Source organism: Thauera carbonicopians (genome assembly GCF_025699485.1).
GTDB lineage: Bacteria > Pseudomonadota > Gammaproteobacteria > Burkholderiales > Rhodocyclaceae > Thauera.
On sequence record NZ_JANUXN010000005.1, the window covers coordinates 174,398 to 191,607 of the forward strand.

Genomic DNA, 17,210 nt, shown 5'->3' on the forward strand with positions numbered 1-17,210 from the left:
AATGAGCATGAATCGGCGTGATTTCATCAAGAGCAATGCGGTCGCCGCGGCCGCCGCGACCGCTGGCATCGGCATTCCGGTGGTCACCCAGGCACAGGGCGTGGCCAGCGCCGGCACCAAGGTGCGTTGGGACAAGGCCGCCTGCCGCTTCTGCGGCACCGGCTGTTCGGTGCTGGTCGGCGTGCAGAACGGCCGCATCGTCGCCACCCAGGGCGACCCGGATTCGCCGGTCAACCGCGGCCTGAACTGCATCAAGGGCTACTTCCTGTCCAAGATCATGTACGGCGAGGACCGCCTGACCCAGCCGCTGCTGCGCATGAAGAACGGCAAGTACGACAAGAACGGCGAGTTCACGCCGGTGTCGTGGGACCAGGCCTTCGACATCATGGAACAGAAGTGGAAGGTCGCGCTGAAGGAGCACGGCCCGGAATCGATCGCGATGTTCGGCTCGGGCCAATGGACGATCTGGGAAGGCTACGCCGCTTCCAAGCTGATGAAGGCGGGCTTCCGCAGCAACAACCTCGACCCCAACGCGCGCCACTGCATGGCCTCGGCGGTGGTCGGCTTCATGCGCACCTTCGGCATCGACGAGCCGATGGGCTGCTACGACGACATCGAGAACACCGACAGCTTCGTGCTGTGGGGCTCGAACATGGCCGAGATGCACCCCATCCTGTGGAGCCGCATCACCGACCGCCGCCTGTCCAGGGATGGCTGCGAAGTCCATGTGCTGTCGACCTTCGAGCACCGCTCCTACGAGCTGGCCGACAACCCGATGATCTTCGTGCCGCAGACCGACCTGGCGATCCTGAACTACATCTGCAACCACATCATTCAGACCAATCGGGTCAACACCGAGTTCGTCAATCGCAACGTCAAGTTCAAGATCGGCGAGGGCGACATCGGTTTCGGCCTGCGCCCCAACCATCCGCTCGAAGCCAAGGCCACCAGCAACGGCTATCCGGGTCAGGACGGCAAGCCCAAGGGCGACACCGGCGCGGCGCGCGACTGCAGCTTCGAGGACTTCGCCGCCTTCGTCGCCGAATACACGCTGGAGAAGGTGTCGAAGCTGTCCGGCGTGCCGGAAGACCGCCTGCTCAAGCTCGCCGAGCAGTACGCCGACCCGAACCGCAAGGTGGTCTCGTTCTGGACCATGGGCTTCAACCAGCACACCCGCGGCACCTGGGTGAACAACATGATCTACAACGTCCACCTGCTGGTGGGCAAGATCTCCGAGCCCGGCAACAGCCCGTTCTCGCTGACTGGCCAGCCCTCGGCCTGCGGCACCGCACGCGAAGTCGGCACTTTCGCCCACCGCCTGCCGGCCGACATGGTCGTCACCAATCCGGCGCATCGCGCGCATTCCGAAGAATTGTGGCAACTGCCGGAAGGCACGATCCCGGCCAAGGTCGGCTATCACGCCGTGGCCCAGAGCCGGGCGCTGAAGGACGGCAAGATCAAGTGCTACTGGACCACGACCACCAACAACATGCAGGCCGGTCCGAACATCAATGACGAGATCTACCCGGGCTGGCGCAATCCGGAAGCCTTCGTCGTGGTGTCGGACGTCTATCCGACCGTGTCCGCGCTGTCGGCCGACCTGATCCTGCCGTGCGCGATGTGGGCCGAGAAGGAAGGCGCTTTCGGCAACGCCGAGCGCCGCACCCAGTTCTGGCGCCAGCAGGTGTCGGCGCCGGGCGAGGCCAAGTCCGACCTGTGGCAGTACATCCAGTTCGCCAAGCGCTTCAAGGTCGAGGAAGTGTGGCCGGCCGAACTGATCGACAAGAAGCCGGAGTACAAGGGCAAGACCCTGTACGACGTGCTCTACGCCAACGGCCAGGTCAACAAGTTCCCGCTGTCCGACGTCGAAAAGGCGAACGCCCACGCGATCCCGGGCTACATGAACGACGAATCGAAGGAACTCGGCTTCTACCTGCAGAAAGGCCTGTTCGAGGAATACGCCGCCTTCGGCCGTGGCCATGCCCACGACCTCGCCGACTTCGACGTCTATCACAAGGCGCGCGGCCTGCGCTGGCCGGTGGTGGACAACAAGGAAACCCTGTGGCGCTTCCGTGAAGGCTACGACCCCTACGTCAAGGCCGGCGAAGGCGTGAAGTTCTACGGTCACAAGGACAACAAGGCTATCGTCTTCGCGCTGCCCTACCAGGACCCGCCCGAGATGCCCGATGCCGAGTACGACATGTGGCTGTGCACCGGCCGCGTGCTGGAGCACTGGCACACCGGCTCGATGACCCGCCGCGTGCCCGAGCTGCACCGCTCGGTGCCCGAAGCCCAGATCTTCATGCACCCGGACGACGCGCAGAAACGCGGGCTGCAGCGCGGCATGGTGGTGAAGGTCGCGTCGCGCCGCGGTGAGATGACGGCCCGCCTCGAAACCCGCGGCCGCAACAAGCCGCCGGTCGGGCTGATCTTCGTGCCCTTCTTCGACGAAGCCAGGCTGGTCAACAAGCTCACGCTCGACGCCACCTGCCCGCTGTCGAAGGAAACCGACTTCAAGAAGTGCGCAGTCAAGGTGATGAAGGCCTGATCCACCGGAGGTGCGAGCACCGTAGCTTTGCCGACCGGGGGGTAGGGCCGGGCGCGGGCTCGCAACGACCATGAACGACACCATGAAACCGACCAGCCGTGCTGCCGCCAGCACGTCGTCGCCGCGCCGCCGCTTCCTCAAGGATGCGGCGGGCGTCGCCGGCGGTGCGGGCCTGCTCGCGCTCGGCGCCGGCATGTACGCCAGGCAGGCCTCGGCGCTGCCGGCGACTGCCATCCGCCCCCCCGGCGCGCTCGCCGAAGCCGCCTTCCTCGCCGCCTGTGTGCGCTGCGGCCTGTGCGTGCGCGACTGTCCCTACGACACGCTGAGGCTGGCCGAACTCGGCGACGGCGTGGCGACCGGCACGCCGTATTTCCTGGCGCGCGACATCCCGTGCGAAATGTGTGAGGACATCCCCTGTGTCGTCGCCTGTCCGAGCGGCGCGCTCGACCGCGCACTCACCGACATCGGCGAGGCGAGGATGGGGCTGGCGGTGCTGATCGACCAGGAGAACTGCCTCAACTTCCTCGGCCTGCGCTGCGACGTCTGCTACCGCGTCTGCCCGGTCATCGACAAGGCGATCACGCTCGAGCGCATGCACAACCCGCGCTCGGACCGCCACGCGATGCTGCTGCCGACGGTGCATTCCGAGCACTGCACCGGCTGCGGCAAGTGCGAGAAATCCTGTGTGCTGCCCGGCGAGTCGGCGATCAAGGTGCTGCCGATCAAGCTCGCGCAGGGCTCGAAGGCCGAGCACTACATGCGCGGCTGGGAAGAGAAGGACGCCGCCGGCGAATCGCTGATCGGCGAGCAGCTCGAACTGCCGGTGCGCGGCCTGGAGGACAAGGCCTACGGCGACACCCGCGTGCGGCCGGGCGAAGGCCCGCAGGCGCCGCCGGCGGTGCCCGACTACGCGCCTGCCCGTCCGCCGGGCGGCGGCCTCGATTCGGGGTGGAAGCCATGAACGCGCAGACGACGACCGGCCAGGCGACCGGCACTCGGCCGGAGCGCAAGGTTCCGCCCACCAGCGTGCGCGGCGCGGCGATGCGCGGCGTGGTGGCGCGGCCCGGGCACGAGGCGATCGAAGCCAAGGGCTGGCTGCGTGCGCACAAGTGGCTGCTGCTGCGGCGGACCTCGCAGTTCGGCATCCTGGCGCTGTTCCTGGTCGGACCCTGGTTCGGCTGGTGGATCGTCAAGGGCAATCTGTCGTCGAGCCTGACGCTCGGTCTGCTGCCGCTGACCGACCCCTTCCTGATCGCGCAGCAGCTCGCTGCGGGTCAGTGGCCCTACCGCGAGGTCTTGCTGGGCGGCGGCATCGTGCTCGCCTTCTACCTGCTGCTCGGCGGCCGGCTGTTCTGCTCCTGGGTGTGCCCGGTGAATCTCGTCACCGACGCCGCCGCCTGGCTGCGCCGCCGCCTCGGCCTGAAAGGCGGCAAGGCGCCGGCGGCCAATACCCGCCACTGGCTGCTCGGTTTCGTGCTGGTGATCGCCGCGGTGACCGGTTCGCTGGCCTGGGAGTGGGTGAACCCGGTGTCGATGCTGCATCGCGGCCTGATCTTCGGCTTCGGCCTGGCCTGGGGCATCGTCGGCGGCATCTTCCTGTACGACCTGCTGATCGCGCCGCGCGGCTGGTGCGGCCACCTGTGCCCGCAAGGCGCGTTCTACGCCCTGCTGGGGCGGGCTTCGCTGCTCAAGGTGTCGGCGGACAAGCGCCGCGACTGCAACGACTGCATGGACTGCTTCGCGGTCTGCCCCGAACCCCAGGTCATCCGTCCGGCGCTGAAGGGCGTCGGCCAGGACCACCCCCTGATTCTGGATGCCGAATGCACCACCTGCGGACGCTGCGTGGATGTCTGCGGCAAGGACGTTTTCCGTATTACGACCCGATTCAACAGGAGCGAGTCATGAAAAAAATCACACGCAATCTGGTACTCGCGCTCGTCGCCGCCGTCGGCTTCGGCGCGGTGATGCCGGCCGTGGCCACGGCCCAGACGGTCAAGAGCATCCGCGGCGCCGACGTCGCGGAGCCCGAGCCGCAGGTCGGCCACTTCCGCCAGTTGCCCGACCAGGCGCCGATCGACCGCGAGTACGTGCAGCAGCCGCCGCTGATCCCGCACAAGGTCGAAGGCTACGAAGTCACGATGAACTTCAACAAGTGCATGGATTGCCACGCCTGGAGCCGCTACAAGGAAACCGGCGCGACCAAGGTCAGCCTGACCCATTTCAAGGACCGTGACGGCGGCGAACTGTCGAACATCTCGCCGCGCCGCTACTTCTGCATGCAGTGCCACGTGCCGCAGACCGACGCCAAGCCGCTGGTCGGCAACAGTTTCCAGCGCGCGGAAGGGCTGCGCTGACGCATCGACCAACGGGGATCGCCATGACCGACAACAACAAGAGCCTGATGCAGCGCATTCGCGGCGCCGGCTGGGCTGCCATCGCGCTGCTCTTCGCCGCCGGCGTGATCTTCTGGGGAGGCTTCAACTGGGCCCTGGAAATGACCAACACGGAGAAGTTCTGCATTTCCTGCCACGAGATGGAGGAAAACGTCTTCAAGGAGTACCGCAACACCATCCACTACCAGAACCGCACCGGCGTGCGCGCGACCTGCCCGGACTGCCACGTGCCGAAGGAGTGGGGGCCGAAGATGATCCGCAAGATCAAGGCTTCTCGCGAGGTGTACGGCAAGATCATGGGCACCATCAGCACGCCCGAGAAGTTCGCCGCCGAGCGCCTGCGCCTGGCGCAGAACGAGTGGGGGCGGATGAAGGCGAACAACTCGCAGGAATGCCGCAACTGCCACAACTACGAGTATTTCGACTACTCGGTGCAGGGCCGCCGCTCCAACCAGATGCACCAGTCCGGCTTTGCCGCGGGCCAGACCTGCATCGACTGCCACAAGGGCATCGCCCATTCGCTGCCGCCGGTCGATCAGCACATCGGCCTCCCGCACGAAGGCGTGGCGCCTGAAGTGCTGCACCCGCCGGTCCGGCAGGGGACGCCTGAATAAGGGGCACCCGGCGAGGGCAGCCGGTACCCGGCCGCTCTGGGTTCGGCCGGCAAGGGCACCGACAGCCGCTTCCGGCTCGAAGGAACGCAGCGCCATGGCGCTGCGTTTTTTCTTTGCATGGAGGTGCGTGCAAGGGCTGCCGGGTTACGGCCCGGAATGTCGCCGGAATGGATTCCTCTGCCATCGGGGTGGCATGGCGTCAAGTTGCATTTTGCATAATTTGCCCTGTATTCCGCAAAAATGTTGTTCATAAACGACATTTCCAGCATCAAGAACATATTCGGACGGCGCCATCACGGCCAAAAGCTCCCGGTTTCGTAGTACAAGCCACGAAAGGCCGACATAGGCCGTTACAAAACAATAAACCTGCACGTACAGGTCCGGAGGAGGCTCGTGATGACCGAGATAATCGCTGCCGAAGCGAGGTTCGAACACGAACGCATCGCCCATTGCCGTACCGAGATGGATGCCTTGCTGCAGTCGGGTCATCACATCGAGGCGGACGCGTCGGCGCCGTTCGACCTGCATCTGAAGCATTTCCGGCTCGGCATGCTGGAAATGTTCGAAGTGTGCGGCTCCGCGCACGTGATGCAGGTGCAGGGCGTCAATGATGGCGCCGCCGTACTGCTGAACGTGGCCGGCAGCGGCTCGTTGAGGCAGGGGCCGCGCGAGGCGCGCCTGCAGCCCGGGTCGCTGCACCTGCTCGACGACGCCGCTGCGTTCATGCTCCAGCTACCCGAGGAGTTCTGCCATCTGGTGCTGCGCGTGCCGCGTCCCGCGCTGGAAGGGGTGATGCGCGACTGGCGGCCGCTGACGGTGTCCTGTATGGCGTCCTGTTGCGGTTCGGCGGCGGTGTTCGCCGGCACCCTGCGCGGTATCTTCGGCCAGCGCAAAACCCTGGCGCCCTCCGACTTCAAGACCTGTGCCGACGCCTTGCTCGGCCTGCTGGGCGGCATGCTGGCCAGCTTCGCCCGCCAGGTCGGGGACGAAACCTCGTCGGTCGAGGCCTACCATCTCGAGCGGGTCAAGGCTTTCGCGCGCGCCCATCTGGCCGATGCCGAACTGGACGTCAAGCTGATCGCCGCCGAGGTCGGCCTGTCGGCGAGCTACATCCACCGCCTCTTCGCTCGCTGCACGATGACGCTGATGCAGTGGATCACCGCCGAGCGGCTCGATGCCTGCCATCGCGAGCTGTCCGCGCCCGGTAGGCTCAAGCGGCCGGTCTACCTGATCGCGCAGGAATGGGGCTTCGCCAACCAGGCCCACTTCAGCCGCGCCTTCCGCGCCCGTTTCGGCGTCAGCCCGAGCGACGTCAGGAGCGGGCTGGCGCCCTGCTGCAGCGGCGCCGCGCCCTGCACCCAGGGCACGGCGACCGATTGCGCAAACATCGGTTCACTTTCCGGCAAGGCGCGTGCGCGTAAGGGAATTAGACTCGTGCCAAATTTGTAACGATCCAGTTACAGCCCGGAGTCGGCCGCGGACAGTCAGGCGCCCGACCCGAGGCAGAAGCCAAAGGAGGGTGTCCCGCGCGTGCTTGCCGCCAAGGCGGTGCCACGTCCGCTCGGGGTGGTGTTCTCCCTCTGTTTTCACCCGATGGGTGCCGCCGTTTCGCGGGCGGCTGCCGTGATGCGCCGGCATTGCAGGCGAGGAGACGAAGATATGAGAGTTCCCGGTGTATTTCCTGCCCTGCGGGCGATGCTGGCGGCGGTTTCGCTGCTTGCGGCGAGTGTGGCCAACGCCGCGGACGGGCAGCCGGCCCGCCACGCCACCTATGTCGGCGAACAGGTCTGCGTCTCCTGTCACCAGGTCGAGGAATCCCACTTCGGCCATACCCTGCATGCCAAGATCTTCCGCCAGAACCCCAGGAACGATGTCGAGCGCCAGGTCTGCGAAGCCTGTCATGGCCCCGGCTCGCTGCACGCCGAGAACATGGCCGTCGAATCGACCGACCCGGTGGCGCAGGGCGAGGAGGCCTGGGACAAGATCGTCGACAAGTCGCTGATCGTCGGCTTCACCAAGTCCTGGGGCACGTCGATCGACAAGATGAACGGGCAGTGCCTGAGCTGTCACGAAGGCGGCCAGCGCATGCACTGGCCGGGCTCCACCCACGATCTGAACAAGCTCGCCTGCAGCGACTGCCACAACCCGATGGCGCGCTTCTCGGGCACCAGCCTGCTGAAGAAGCAGAGCATCACCCAGGTCTGCGAAAGCTGCCATTCGCAGCAGCGCGCCGAGTTCCGCAAGCGTTCGCACATGCCGGTGCCCGAAGGCAAGATGAGCTGCGCCGACTGCCACAACCCGCACGGCACCGTCACCGCGCCGCTGCTCAAGGCCGACTCGGTCAACGACCTCTGCTACAGCTGTCACGCCGAGAAGCGCGGCCCCTTCATCTGGGAGCATGCGCCGGTGCGCGAGGCCTGCACCAACTGCCACACGCCGCACGGCAGCAACCACGACAAGCTGCTGCAGGTCGCCCGTCCCGCGCTGTGCCAGCAGTGCCATGCCAACACCAACCATCCGTCGGTGTTCTACAACGCCGGACAGCTGGCCGGCAACGAAACCGGGCTCAATTCCCGCGTCATGGGCCGTTCGTGCCAGAACTGCCACACGCAGATCCACGGCAGCAACCACCCGGCGGGTGCCCGCTTCCAGCGCTGATCGGAGGGATACGACATGAACAACGTCAATGCGAATCGCGCGGCCGTCCGTTCCTCCATGCCGCCGCGGGTACGGATGCTGAGCGTGCTGGTGGGCGGCGCGCTGGTGCTGATGGCAGCCGAGCGGGTGTGGGCGGATTCGGCCGTCGGTGCCGACACCACGCTGGGCAACGCGCTCAACCTGGCGCCGATCAACCCGGTGACGCATACCGGCGGCTACGACTTCGACGGCATGAGCGGCGACCCCCATGCGGCGCGCACGCCGACCGGGCAACTGTACGACCGGCCCAGGGTGCCGACCGACCGCATCCATGACACCGCGGGCGGCTGGCAGTACCTCGGCTTCGTCGAGTTCGGCATCACCCACGTTTCGGGCGACTACCGCGAGCAGGGCTTCAAGCGCTACAAGGACGTCGGCAACGGCGGCTACCTGAGCGCCTTCGGCGTCTCCGCCGAAAAGGCGGATTCGGCCCACTATTTCGAAGTGGTCGGCGGCGGCGTCGATCGTGACGACCAGTTCTACGGCGCCACTTTCGGCCGCTACAACGATTGGCGCGTCAAGGCCTTCTACAACGAAACGCCGCACGTGTTCACGACCTCGTTCCGCTCGCTGTGGGACGGTGCCGGCAGCAAGAACCTGACGCTGAAGCCCGATTCGGGCCTGACGCCCGGCGGCAGCGGCAGCCAGGCGGCCGACAATCAGGCCATCACCGCGGCTGCCCAGGCCAACATGAACACCGAGCTCGGCCTGGTGCGCAAGAAGGGCGGCCTGCGCCTCGACATGACCCTCACCGACAACCTGAAGCTGTTTGCCGGCTATTCGCTGGAGAAGCGTGAAGGATCGCGGCCTTTCGGCTCGGTGTGGGCGGGCGGCGGCGGCCAGATGCAGATGGAGCTGATCGAGCCGATCGACTACGAGACGCACGATTTCGTCGGCGGCCTGTACTACAACGACGCGCTGAACAGCTTCAACCTGCAGGCTTCGGCTTCGCTGTTCCGCAACAACGCCGGCACGCTGAACTTCGAGACGCCGTTCCGGGTGAATGCCGCCGGCGTCACCGGCGCGACGCCCGGCATGTTCACCAGCGGGCGCTTCGACCTCTACCCGGACAACGAGGCCTACAACATCAAGGGCGAGTACGCGCGCAAGCTGCCGGAGCTGATGAACGGCCGCTTCACCGCAGTGGTGTCGATGGGCTCGTCGCGCCAAGACGACAAGCTGATGCCCTACACGAGCTATTCCGGCCTCAGCCCGAACATTGCGTCTTCGGCCAACTGGAACAGCCGGGATGCGCTCAGCCGCCAGTCGGCGGACGCCCGCATCGACACCCGGCTGATCGACCTCGGGCTGTCGCTGAACCCGACCAGCCGCCTGAACCTCAAGGCCAAGGCGCGCTACTACGAAACCCGCAACCACACCGATTACCTGGCGTGCAACCCCAATGCCGAATACAACGACAGCGGCGATGGCACGCCGGGCGGCGTCAGCGCTTTCGGCTGCACCGGCGTGTGGGGCCGGATGATCAACGACGGCAGCGCGGTGTCGCTGTACAACCCGGCCGCGCCGAGCGGCAACGTCGTGATCCGCAGCGTGCCCTACGACTACCGCAAGCTGAATACCGGCCTGACGGCAGACTGGCGGCTGGACAGCGGCAGCATCAACGCCGCCTACGAGCGCGAAACCTACTCGCGCGACCACCGCGAACGCGACAAGACCTGGGAAGACAAGTACAAGCTCGGTTATATCAATCGCAGCATCGAGGACACCACGATCCGGCTGTCCTTCGCCCATGACCGCCGCCGCGGCAGCAGCTACCACACCCACCATCCGTATGCGAGCTTCCTGAGCGGCGCGCTGGCGCCGATGCCGGATACCGGCAACGTGCAGTCCTGGGTGCTGCACATGAACAACGGCATGCGCAAGTACGATCTCGCCGACCGTACCCAGAACACGCTCAATGCCCGCCTCAACTATATGCCGCGCGAGGACCTGGACATCGGCCTGTCGGCCCAGTTGAAGGAAATCCGCTATCCGAGTTCGGATTACGGCCGCGACGGCAAGCACCGGCAGAACTGGTTCAACGTCGATGTCGACTGGCAGTACAGCCCGGTCAGCAATTTCTACGCTTTCTATTCCTTCCAGCGCGGCACGCTGGGCCAGACCGGCGTGCCGAGCGGCGGCGGTTCGGGCTGCATCATCGGCAACAACACCAGCATGGGCGTGATCACGCCGGAGAACGCGGAGGACATCTGCCAGAGCCCGAACTCCGGCGCGGTGTTCGTCGCGGCCAACTTCTGGGAACTGGACCACAAGGACCGCAGCGACACGCTGGGCCTCGGCCTGCGCCACGACTTCGGCAAGTTCAAGGTCGACTTCAGCTACACCTACGCCAAGAGCAGGACCGAGATGAAGTACTCGCTGCCGGCGAACCTGGCACCGGCGGCCGCGGCGGCGGCCGGCAGCGGCTTCCCGGACCTGACCACCAGCCAGAACATCTTCGAGGCCAACCTGCTGATGCCGGTGAACAAGACGGTGACCGCCCGCCTGCTGCTGCGCCACGAATACGGCAAGTACCGCGACTGGCACTACAGCGGCCTGCAGTCCGATCCGGTGGCGGTGAACGCGCCCGGCACCGGCGCGCCGACCGCGGTCATCCTGGACGCCGGGCCGCAGAACTACCGTGCCAGCCTGATCGGCCTGCTGCTGCAGGTCAGGCTGTGAGCCGGAACATCCTTCCAGCCGATCGAGATCGCCACCACCGCGCGGTACAGGAGGCAAAGTGAGAATGAAACGTTCGAGAATGATCCTGGCGTCGGCCTGTGCAGGCCTGCTGCTCACCGCCGCCGCCGCGTCCGCCGAGGTGATCGGCGACATCGAGCGCGGCAAGGCGCTGGCGGGCGAGATCTGCGTCGCCTGCCACGGCGCGGACGGCAACAGCCCGGTGCCGATGTTTCCGAAGCTCGCCGGCCAGCACGCCGACTACGCGCTGAAGCAACTGCAGGAGTTCGCCAGCGGGCGGCGCCACAGCGACATCATGAAGCCGATCGTCGAAGGCCTCAGCACCCGCGACATGGCCGACGTGGCGGTGTTCTTCGCCGCGCAGCAGCCCTTGCCGGGCCAGGTGGACGATCCGTCGATGCTCGATGCCGGGCGCCGCGTCTTCAACGAGGGCAACCCCGACCAGGGCGTGCCGGCCTGTGCCGGCTGCCATGGCGCCAACGGCATCGGCAACGCGCGCTATCCGCGGCTCGCCGGCCAGTACCCGGCCTACGTGCTCGACCAGATGGCGCAGTTCGCCGATGGCCGCCGCAGCAACGACAAGCGCCTGATGCAGACCATCGCCAGCCGCCTCGGCGAGACCGAGACCCGCGCAGTGGCCGAGTACATCGCCAGCCTGGAGGGCAGCAAATGAGATACGCATTGTCCGCCATGAGCCTGCTGCTCGTGGCCTGTGGCTCGACCGTGGCGCAGACCGGCAGCGCGCCGCGCGCGCCGGGGATCGAATCCAGCGGCTACGTCTGGAACCAGCCCGATCCCGACAAGGATGCCGCGCTCGCGCACCGTCCCGACATCGGGCAGGGCAAGATCGCCTACGAAGTCTGCCAGGGCTGCCACCAGCCCGACGGTGCCGGGCGCGCCGACGCCATCTATCCCAGCCTGGCGGGCCAGCACGCCTCGGTGCTGATCAAGCAGATGATGGACGTGCGCGCGGGCCGCCGCGACAACCCGAAGATGCATCCCTTCGTCGGCGAATGGGTGGTGTCGGTCGAGGACGTGGCCAACATCGCCGCCTATCTCAGCCAGTTGCCGATCTCGCTCGACAACGGCAAGGGCAGCGGCAACCGCCTGGCGCGCGGCCGCGAGCTCTACGACAACGACTGTGCCAACTGCCACGGCGACAACGGCGAAGGCCGGGCGGACGAGTTCTATCCGCTGGTGGCGCATCAGCACTACGCCTACCTGTACAAGGAGGCGGTGATGATCCGCGACGGCGAGCGGCGCAACGCCAACCCGAAGATGGTCGCCGTGATCCGCGACTACAGCAACGAGGACCTGAAGGCGGTCAGCGACTACATGTCGAGGCTGGCGCTGCCGGCGGCCGGGCGCTAGTTCCGGAACCATCGCGAAAGGATTTGCGCTTCAGGCGGCGCCGCGCGTTCCGCGGGGCCGCTTGTTGTGGTTCAATCCTGCACCATGCTCGAAGTAGATGATCTCGCCTGCCTGAAAGGCGATCGCCTGTTGTTTCGCGGCCTCGCTTTTCGCCTGCAGGCGGGGGAGCTGCTGCGCGTCGCCGGCCCCAACGGCGTCGGCAAGACCAGCCTGCTGCGGCTGGTCACCGGACTGGCGCTGGCCGAGGCCGGCGAGGTGCGCTGGCAGGGCACGCCGATCCGCCGCGATCGCGAAGCTTTCCATCGCGAACTGCTCTATCTCGGCCACGCACCCGCGATCAACGACTTGCTGAGCCCGCTCGAGAACCTGCGCTTCGCCTGTGCCGCCGCGGGCGACGGCAGCGACGAGGAGGCCTGTACCCAGGCGCTGGTGCGCATCGGCCTGGCGAACCAGCTCGACTTGCCGGCCCGCGTGCTGTCGCAGGGCCAGCGCCGCCGCGTCGGCCTGGCGCGCTTGTTCCTGTCGGCGCGGCGCAAGCTGTGGGTGCTCGACGAGCCTTTCACCGCGCTCGATGTCAAGGCGGTGGCCGATCTGGCCCAGGCCTTGTCGGACCACTGCGCCGGCGGCGGCATGGTGATGCTGACCACGCACCAGGATGCGCCCTTCGCGGTGGCGCCGCGCGTGCTCGACGTCGGAGCCTACGCATGCTGAGCACCTTCCTCGCCGTGCTGCGGCGCGACCTGCTGCTGGCCTGGCGCGGCCGCGCCGATGTGCTGGTCACGCTCGCTTTCTTCGTCATCGTCGTCTGCCTGTTCCCCTTCGGCGTCGGCGCCGAACCGAACCAGTTGAGGGCAATCGCGCCCGGCGTGCTGTGGGTTGCCGCGCTGCTTGCCTGCCTGCTGTCGCTGCACCGGCTGTTCGCGCAGGACCACGCCGACGGAACCCTGGAGCAGCTTCTCCTGTCTAGCGAGCCTGCTGCACTGTGGGTGGCGGCGAAAGTGCTGGCCTTCTGGCTCAGCACCGGCCTGCCGGTGGTGGCGGTGGCGCCCGGTTTGGCGCTGCTGCTTGACCTTGAGCAAGGCGCCTTGCCGGTGCTGGTCTTAAGTTTGGCCCTGGGGACACCGATCCTGGGTCTGCTCGGTGCCGTCGGCGCCGCACTGACGCTGGGCCTGCGTGGCGGCGGCATGCTGCTGGCGCTGCTGGTGCTGCCGCTGTTCGTGCCGGTGCTGATCTTCGGCGCCGGCGCGGTCGAGGCGGAGGCCTCGGGCACCGGTGCCGCGGCCCATCTGCTGCTGCTGGGCGGCGGCCTGGCGGGTGCGCTGGCGCTGGCGCCGTGGGCCTGCGCGGCGGCACTGAGGATTTCGACGGATTGACGATGAACCCCGCACCGGCGGCAGAGCGGCCGGTGGAACGTACCAACAACGAGTAGTCGACGCATGAATTCACCAGAGCGCAGCCGCAGCATCTTCCGCTTCGCGGCGCCGCACAACTTCTATCCGCTGGCCGGCCGTCTCGCGCCCTGTTTCGCCGCGGCCGCGCTGGTGCTGGGCGTGGTCGGGTTGTGGCTCGGCTTCTTCGTGGCGCCTACCGACGCCACTCAGGGCGAGGTCTACCGCGTGATCTTCATCCACGTGCCGGCGGCCTGGATGTCGATGTTCGTCTATCTGGTGATGGCCTTCTGGTCCGCCGTCGGCCTGGTCATGAACACCCGCCTGTCCTTCATCATGAGCCAGGCGCTGGCGCCGACCGGGGCGATGTTCTGTTTCATCGCGTTGTGGACCGGCGCGCTGTGGGGCAAGCCGACCTGGGGCGCCTACTGGGTGTGGGATGCGCGCCTGACTTCGCAGCTGCTGCTGCTGTTCCTGTACTTCGGCTTCATCGCGCTGACGCGGGCGATCGAGGATCCGCGCCGCGCCGACCGCGCCGGCGCCATCATCGCCCTGGTCGGGGCGGTGAACGTGCCGATCATCTATTTCTCGGTGCAGTGGTGGAACACCCTGCACCAGGGCGCCTCGGTCAGCCTGAACAAGGCGCCGTCGATGGCGGCGACCATGCTGCTCGGCATGCTGGTGATGGCGATCGCCGCCTGGATGTACACCATCGCGGTGGTGCTGTGGCGGGCACGGTCGATGATCCTCGAACGCGAACGCCACACCGAGTGGGTCGGCGCGGTGCTCGAGCGCGAAGCGCAAGGGGGGCGTGCCTGATGCAGTGGGAGAGCTGGTCCGCGTTCTGGAACATGGGCGGCGCGGCGTATTTCGTCTGGGGCAGCTACGGTGTCACGTTCGCGCTGATGGCGCTGGAACTCGTGCTGGTGCTGCGGCGTCGGAAGGACACCATCACACGGCTGCTGCGCTGGCGGCGCGCCGTCGGCAAGGATTCAGCAAGAGCCTCAGCTAGAGGTTCGGCAAAAGAGGGCGGCGCGTCCGTGCCCGCCATGGAGTCGGAAACATGAAAGCCCGTAGCAAACGTCTGATGCTGGTCGGCGGCGGGGTGGCCTTGCTGGTCGCCGCCGTTGCCCTGGTGCTGAGCGCCTTCCAGCAGAACCTGGTGTTCTTCCATACGCCCAGCGAAGTGGCCGAGGGCAAGGCGCCGACCGGCAAGACCTTCCGCGTCGGCGGCATGGTCGAGGAAGGCTCGATCCGGCGCGAGGCCGACGGCCTGACCGTCAGCTTCGCCATCACCGACACCGCCAGGGTGATTCCGGTGAGCTACCGCGGCACGCTGCCCGATCTGTTCAAGGAAGGCAAGGGCGCGGTGGTGCAGGGCAAGCTGGAAGCCGATGGCACTTTCCGTGCCACCGAAGTGCTGGCCAAGCACGACGAGAACTACATGCCGCCGGAAGCGGCGCATGCAGTGGAGCAGGCGGCCAAGGCCGCGGAAACGGTGAGCCAGTGACATGATCCCCGAACTCGGACACTTCGCGCTCGTTCTCGCGCTCGTTCTCGCCCTGGTGCAGGCCATCGTGCCGATGATCGGCGCCAGCCGCAACCGCCTGGCGCTGATGGCCGTCGGTCGGCCGGCGGCGCAGGGGCAGTTCTTCTTCATCCTGTTCAGCTACGCCTGTCTGACCTGGGCCTTCATCCAGAGCGATTTCTCCGTGCAGCTGGCGGCGGCGAACTCGCACAGCGCCACGCCGCTGATGTACAAGATCACCGGCGTCTGGGGCAACCATGAAGGCTCGCTGCTGCTGTGGGCGATGTCCTTGTCCTTGTGGACGGTCGCGGTCACGGTGTTCTCGCGCAACCTGCCCGATGCCTTCGTCGCCCGCGTGCTGGGCGTGCTCGGCTGGGTCAGCACCGGTTTCCTGTCCTTCCTGCTGGTGACCTCGAACCCCTTCGAGCGCCTGCTGCCGGCGGTGCCCGACGGCCGCGACCTGAACCCGCTGCTGCAGGACCCGGGCATGATCATCCACCCGCCGCTGCTCTACATGGGCTACGTGGGCTTCTCGGTGGCCTTCGCCTTCGCCATCGCCGCGCTGCTGAGCGGCCGGCTCGATGCCGCCTGGGCGCGCTGGTCGCGGCCGTGGACGACGGTGGCCTGGGTGTTCCTGACCGCCGGCATCGCGATCGGCTCGGGCTGGGCCTACTACGAGCTGGGCTGGGGCGGCTGGTGGTTCTGGGATCCGGTCGAGAACGCCTCCTTCATGCCCTGGCTGCTCGGCACCGCGCTGATGCACTCGCTGGCGGTCACCGAAAAGCGCGGCGCCTTCCGCAGCTGGACGGTGCTGCTGGCGATCAGTGCGTTCTCGCTGTCGCTGCTCGGCACCTTCATCGTGCGTTCGGGCGTCATCACCAGCGTGCATGCCTTCGCCACCGATCCCAAGCGAGGCCTGTTCATCCTCGCGTTGCTGGTGATCGTCATCGGCGTGTCGCTGCTGCTGTACGCCTGGCGGGCGCCGAAGCTCGGCGGCGGCGGCAGCTTCAGCCTGGTGTCGCGCGAGACTTCGCTGCTGGGCAACAACGTGCTGCTGTCGGTGGCCTCGGCCTCGGTGCTGCTGGGCACGATGTATCCGCTGTTCCTCGACGCCCTGGGCATGGGCAAGATCTCGGTCGGACCGCCGTACTTCGAGTCGGTGTTCATTCCGCTGATGACGCCGGTGGTGGTGCTGATGATGTTCGGCCCCTTCCTGCGCTGGAAGGACGACGACCTGGCCAAGGCGGTGCGCAAGGTGGCGCCGGCCTTCGTCGCCAGCGTGCTGATCGGCCTCGGCACGGCCTACGCCGTCGACCACGTCAGCTGGCGCACCGTGCTCGGCCTGTCGCTGGCGGCCTGGGTGGTGCTGGCCAGCATCCTGTTGCTGGTGGGGCGCATCACCGAGCGCGCCGGTGCGGCGATGGGCGCACGGCTGCGTTCGATCACCGCCGCCTGGTGGGGCATGTGGCTGGCGCACCTCGGCGTCGGCGTGTTCATCATCGGCGTGACCCTGGTCGGCAGCCTGGAGGCGCACGTCGACGTCAAGATGCAGAACGGCCAGCACGCCGAGCTCGCCGGCTACACCTTCACCTTCCGCGGCGTGCGGGATGCCGACGGCCCCAACTACGATGCGGCGCGCGCGACCATCGACGTCACCCGCGGCGAGCGCGCGATCGCCACGCTGACGCCGGAGAAGCGGCTGTACCTGGCGCAGGGCATGCCGATGACCGAAGCCTCGATCGACATCGGTCCCTTCCGCGACGTGTATGTGTCGCTCGGCGAGCAGATCGAGGACGGCAGCTGGATCGTCAGCATCTACTACAAGCCCTTCATCAGCTGGATCTGGCTGGGCTGCATCATGATGGGCCTGGGTGGCGTGTTCGCCGCCGCCGACCGCCGTTACCGCCGCCTCGCCGCACGCGAGGCGACGGTGGCGGCCAACCAGCGTGTCGCCTGAGCGGCACGGAAGTC

General features: G+C 67.1%; 16 protein-coding genes. All 16 read left to right on the plus strand.

Annotated elements, in window-relative coordinates:
- Position 1: 1 nt before the first annotated feature.
- The 16 genes from napA to NX068_RS09930 all read left to right on the plus strand — a co-directional run bounded on the left by napA (position 2) and on the right by NX068_RS09930 (position 17,196).
- The gene (napA, locus tag NX068_RS09855) at positions 2-2,548 is read left to right on the plus strand and encodes a nitrate reductase catalytic subunit NapA (protein WP_263461100.1); all 2,547 of its coding nucleotides are present in this window, start codon (positions 2-4) and stop codon (positions 2,546-2,548) included.
- A gap of 70 nt (positions 2,549-2,618) precedes the next feature.
- The gene (napG, locus tag NX068_RS09860; protein ID WP_263461101.1) at positions 2,619-3,509 is read left to right on the plus strand and encodes a ferredoxin-type protein NapG; all 891 of its coding nucleotides are present in this window, start codon (positions 2,619-2,621) and stop codon (positions 3,507-3,509) included.
- Positions 3,506-4,453, plus strand: a complete 948-nt coding sequence (gene napH, locus NX068_RS09865) for a quinol dehydrogenase ferredoxin subunit NapH (protein ID WP_263461102.1) — start codon at positions 3,506-3,508, stop codon at positions 4,451-4,453. The genes napG and napH overlap by 4 nt, the downstream gene beginning before the upstream one ends.
- A complete protein-coding gene (locus tag NX068_RS09870) occupies positions 4,450-4,902 on the plus strand; it encodes a nitrate reductase cytochrome c-type subunit (RefSeq protein WP_263461103.1) in 453 nt (150 codons plus the stop codon). Before napH ends, NX068_RS09870 begins: the two co-directional genes overlap by 4 nt.
- A gap of 23 nt (positions 4,903-4,925) precedes the next feature.
- The gene (locus NX068_RS09875) at positions 4,926-5,555 is read left to right on the plus strand and encodes a NapC/NirT family cytochrome c (RefSeq protein WP_327084816.1); all 630 of its coding nucleotides are present in this window, start codon (positions 4,926-4,928) and stop codon (positions 5,553-5,555) included.
- A gap of 396 nt (positions 5,556-5,951) precedes the next feature.
- A complete protein-coding gene (locus tag NX068_RS09880) occupies positions 5,952-7,004 on the plus strand; it encodes an AraC family transcriptional regulator (RefSeq protein ID WP_263461104.1) in 1,053 nt (350 codons plus the stop codon).
- A gap of 210 nt (positions 7,005-7,214) precedes the next feature.
- Positions 7,215-8,213, plus strand: a complete 999-nt coding sequence (locus tag NX068_RS09885; protein ID WP_263461105.1) for a DmsE family decaheme c-type cytochrome — start codon at positions 7,215-7,217, stop codon at positions 8,211-8,213.
- Between the two features lie 15 nt (positions 8,214-8,228).
- Complete coding sequence (locus NX068_RS09890) at positions 8,229-10,934, plus strand: MtrB/PioB family outer membrane beta-barrel protein (RefSeq protein WP_263461106.1); 2,706 nt, start codon at positions 8,229-8,231, stop codon at positions 10,932-10,934.
- Between the two features lie 64 nt (positions 10,935-10,998).
- Complete coding sequence (locus NX068_RS09895; protein ID WP_263461107.1) at positions 10,999-11,625, plus strand: c-type cytochrome; 627 nt, start codon at positions 10,999-11,001, stop codon at positions 11,623-11,625.
- Between the two features lie 17 nt (positions 11,626-11,642).
- Positions 11,643-12,323: a c-type cytochrome gene (locus NX068_RS09900; RefSeq protein ID WP_263461108.1), complete on the plus strand. Its 681-nt coding sequence runs from the start codon at positions 11,643-11,645 to the stop codon at positions 12,321-12,323.
- 84 nt (positions 12,324-12,407) lie between these two features.
- Positions 12,408-13,034 carry a cytochrome c biogenesis heme-transporting ATPase CcmA gene (ccmA, locus tag NX068_RS09905; protein WP_263461109.1) on the plus strand — a complete coding sequence of 209 codons (627 nt, stop codon included), beginning with the start codon at positions 12,408-12,410 and terminating at the stop codon, positions 13,032-13,034.
- Positions 13,028-13,696: a heme exporter protein CcmB gene (gene ccmB / locus NX068_RS09910; RefSeq protein WP_068638583.1), complete on the plus strand. Its 669-nt coding sequence runs from the start codon at positions 13,028-13,030 to the stop codon at positions 13,694-13,696. The genes ccmA and ccmB overlap by 7 nt, the downstream gene beginning before the upstream one ends.
- A gap of 63 nt (positions 13,697-13,759) precedes the next feature.
- The gene (ccmC, locus tag NX068_RS09915) at positions 13,760-14,530 is read left to right on the plus strand and encodes a heme ABC transporter permease CcmC (RefSeq protein ID WP_263461110.1); all 771 of its coding nucleotides are present in this window, start codon (positions 13,760-13,762) and stop codon (positions 14,528-14,530) included.
- Positions 14,530-14,778 (plus strand): heme exporter protein CcmD, encoded by a 249-nt coding sequence (gene ccmD / locus NX068_RS09920; RefSeq protein ID WP_263461111.1) that lies wholly within the window; start codon positions 14,530-14,532, stop codon positions 14,776-14,778. Before ccmC ends, ccmD begins: the two co-directional genes overlap by 1 nt.
- Positions 14,775-15,221: a cytochrome c maturation protein CcmE gene (ccmE, locus tag NX068_RS09925; protein ID WP_068638577.1), complete on the plus strand. Its 447-nt coding sequence runs from the start codon at positions 14,775-14,777 to the stop codon at positions 15,219-15,221. The genes ccmD and ccmE overlap by 4 nt, the downstream gene beginning before the upstream one ends.
- A 1-nt stretch (position 15,222) precedes the next feature.
- Positions 15,223-17,196, plus strand: a complete 1,974-nt coding sequence (locus tag NX068_RS09930; protein ID WP_263461112.1) for a heme lyase CcmF/NrfE family subunit — start codon at positions 15,223-15,225, stop codon at positions 17,194-17,196.
- The last annotated feature ends 14 nt before the right edge of the window (positions 17,197-17,210 follow it).

Excerpts from the sequence above, each read along its gene's own strand:
- napA (WP_263461100.1), top strand. The coding sequence starts at position 2 with ATGAGCATGAATCGGCGTGATTTCATCAAGAGCAATGCGGTCGCCGCG.
- napG (WP_263461101.1), top strand. The coding sequence starts at position 2,619 with ATGAACGACACCATGAAACCGACCAGCCGTGCTGCCGCCAGCACGTCG.
- napH (WP_263461102.1), top strand. The coding sequence starts at position 3,506 with ATGAACGCGCAGACGACGACCGGCCAGGCGACCGGCACTCGGCCGGAG.
- NX068_RS09870 (WP_263461103.1), top strand. The coding sequence starts at position 4,450 with ATGAAAAAAATCACACGCAATCTGGTACTCGCGCTCGTCGCCGCCGTC.
- NX068_RS09875 (WP_327084816.1), top strand. The coding sequence starts at position 4,926 with ATGACCGACAACAACAAGAGCCTGATGCAGCGCATTCGCGGCGCCGGC.
- NX068_RS09880 (WP_263461104.1), top strand. The coding sequence starts at position 5,952 with ATGACCGAGATAATCGCTGCCGAAGCGAGGTTCGAACACGAACGCATC.
- NX068_RS09885 (WP_263461105.1), top strand. The coding sequence starts at position 7,215 with ATGAGAGTTCCCGGTGTATTTCCTGCCCTGCGGGCGATGCTGGCGGCG.
- NX068_RS09890 (WP_263461106.1), top strand. The coding sequence starts at position 8,229 with ATGAACAACGTCAATGCGAATCGCGCGGCCGTCCGTTCCTCCATGCCG.
- NX068_RS09895 (WP_263461107.1), top strand. The coding sequence starts at position 10,999 with ATGAAACGTTCGAGAATGATCCTGGCGTCGGCCTGTGCAGGCCTGCTG.
- NX068_RS09900 (WP_263461108.1), top strand. The coding sequence starts at position 11,643 with ATGAGCCTGCTGCTCGTGGCCTGTGGCTCGACCGTGGCGCAGACCGGC.
- ccmA (WP_263461109.1), top strand. The coding sequence starts at position 12,408 with ATGCTCGAAGTAGATGATCTCGCCTGCCTGAAAGGCGATCGCCTGTTG.
- ccmB (WP_068638583.1), top strand. The coding sequence starts at position 13,028 with ATGCTGAGCACCTTCCTCGCCGTGCTGCGGCGCGACCTGCTGCTGGCC.
- ccmC (WP_263461110.1), top strand. The coding sequence starts at position 13,760 with ATGAATTCACCAGAGCGCAGCCGCAGCATCTTCCGCTTCGCGGCGCCG.
- ccmD (WP_263461111.1), top strand. The coding sequence starts at position 14,530 with ATGCAGTGGGAGAGCTGGTCCGCGTTCTGGAACATGGGCGGCGCGGCG.
- ccmE (WP_068638577.1), top strand. The coding sequence starts at position 14,775 with ATGAAAGCCCGTAGCAAACGTCTGATGCTGGTCGGCGGCGGGGTGGCC.
- NX068_RS09930 (WP_263461112.1), top strand. The coding sequence starts at position 15,223 with ATGATCCCCGAACTCGGACACTTCGCGCTCGTTCTCGCGCTCGTTCTC.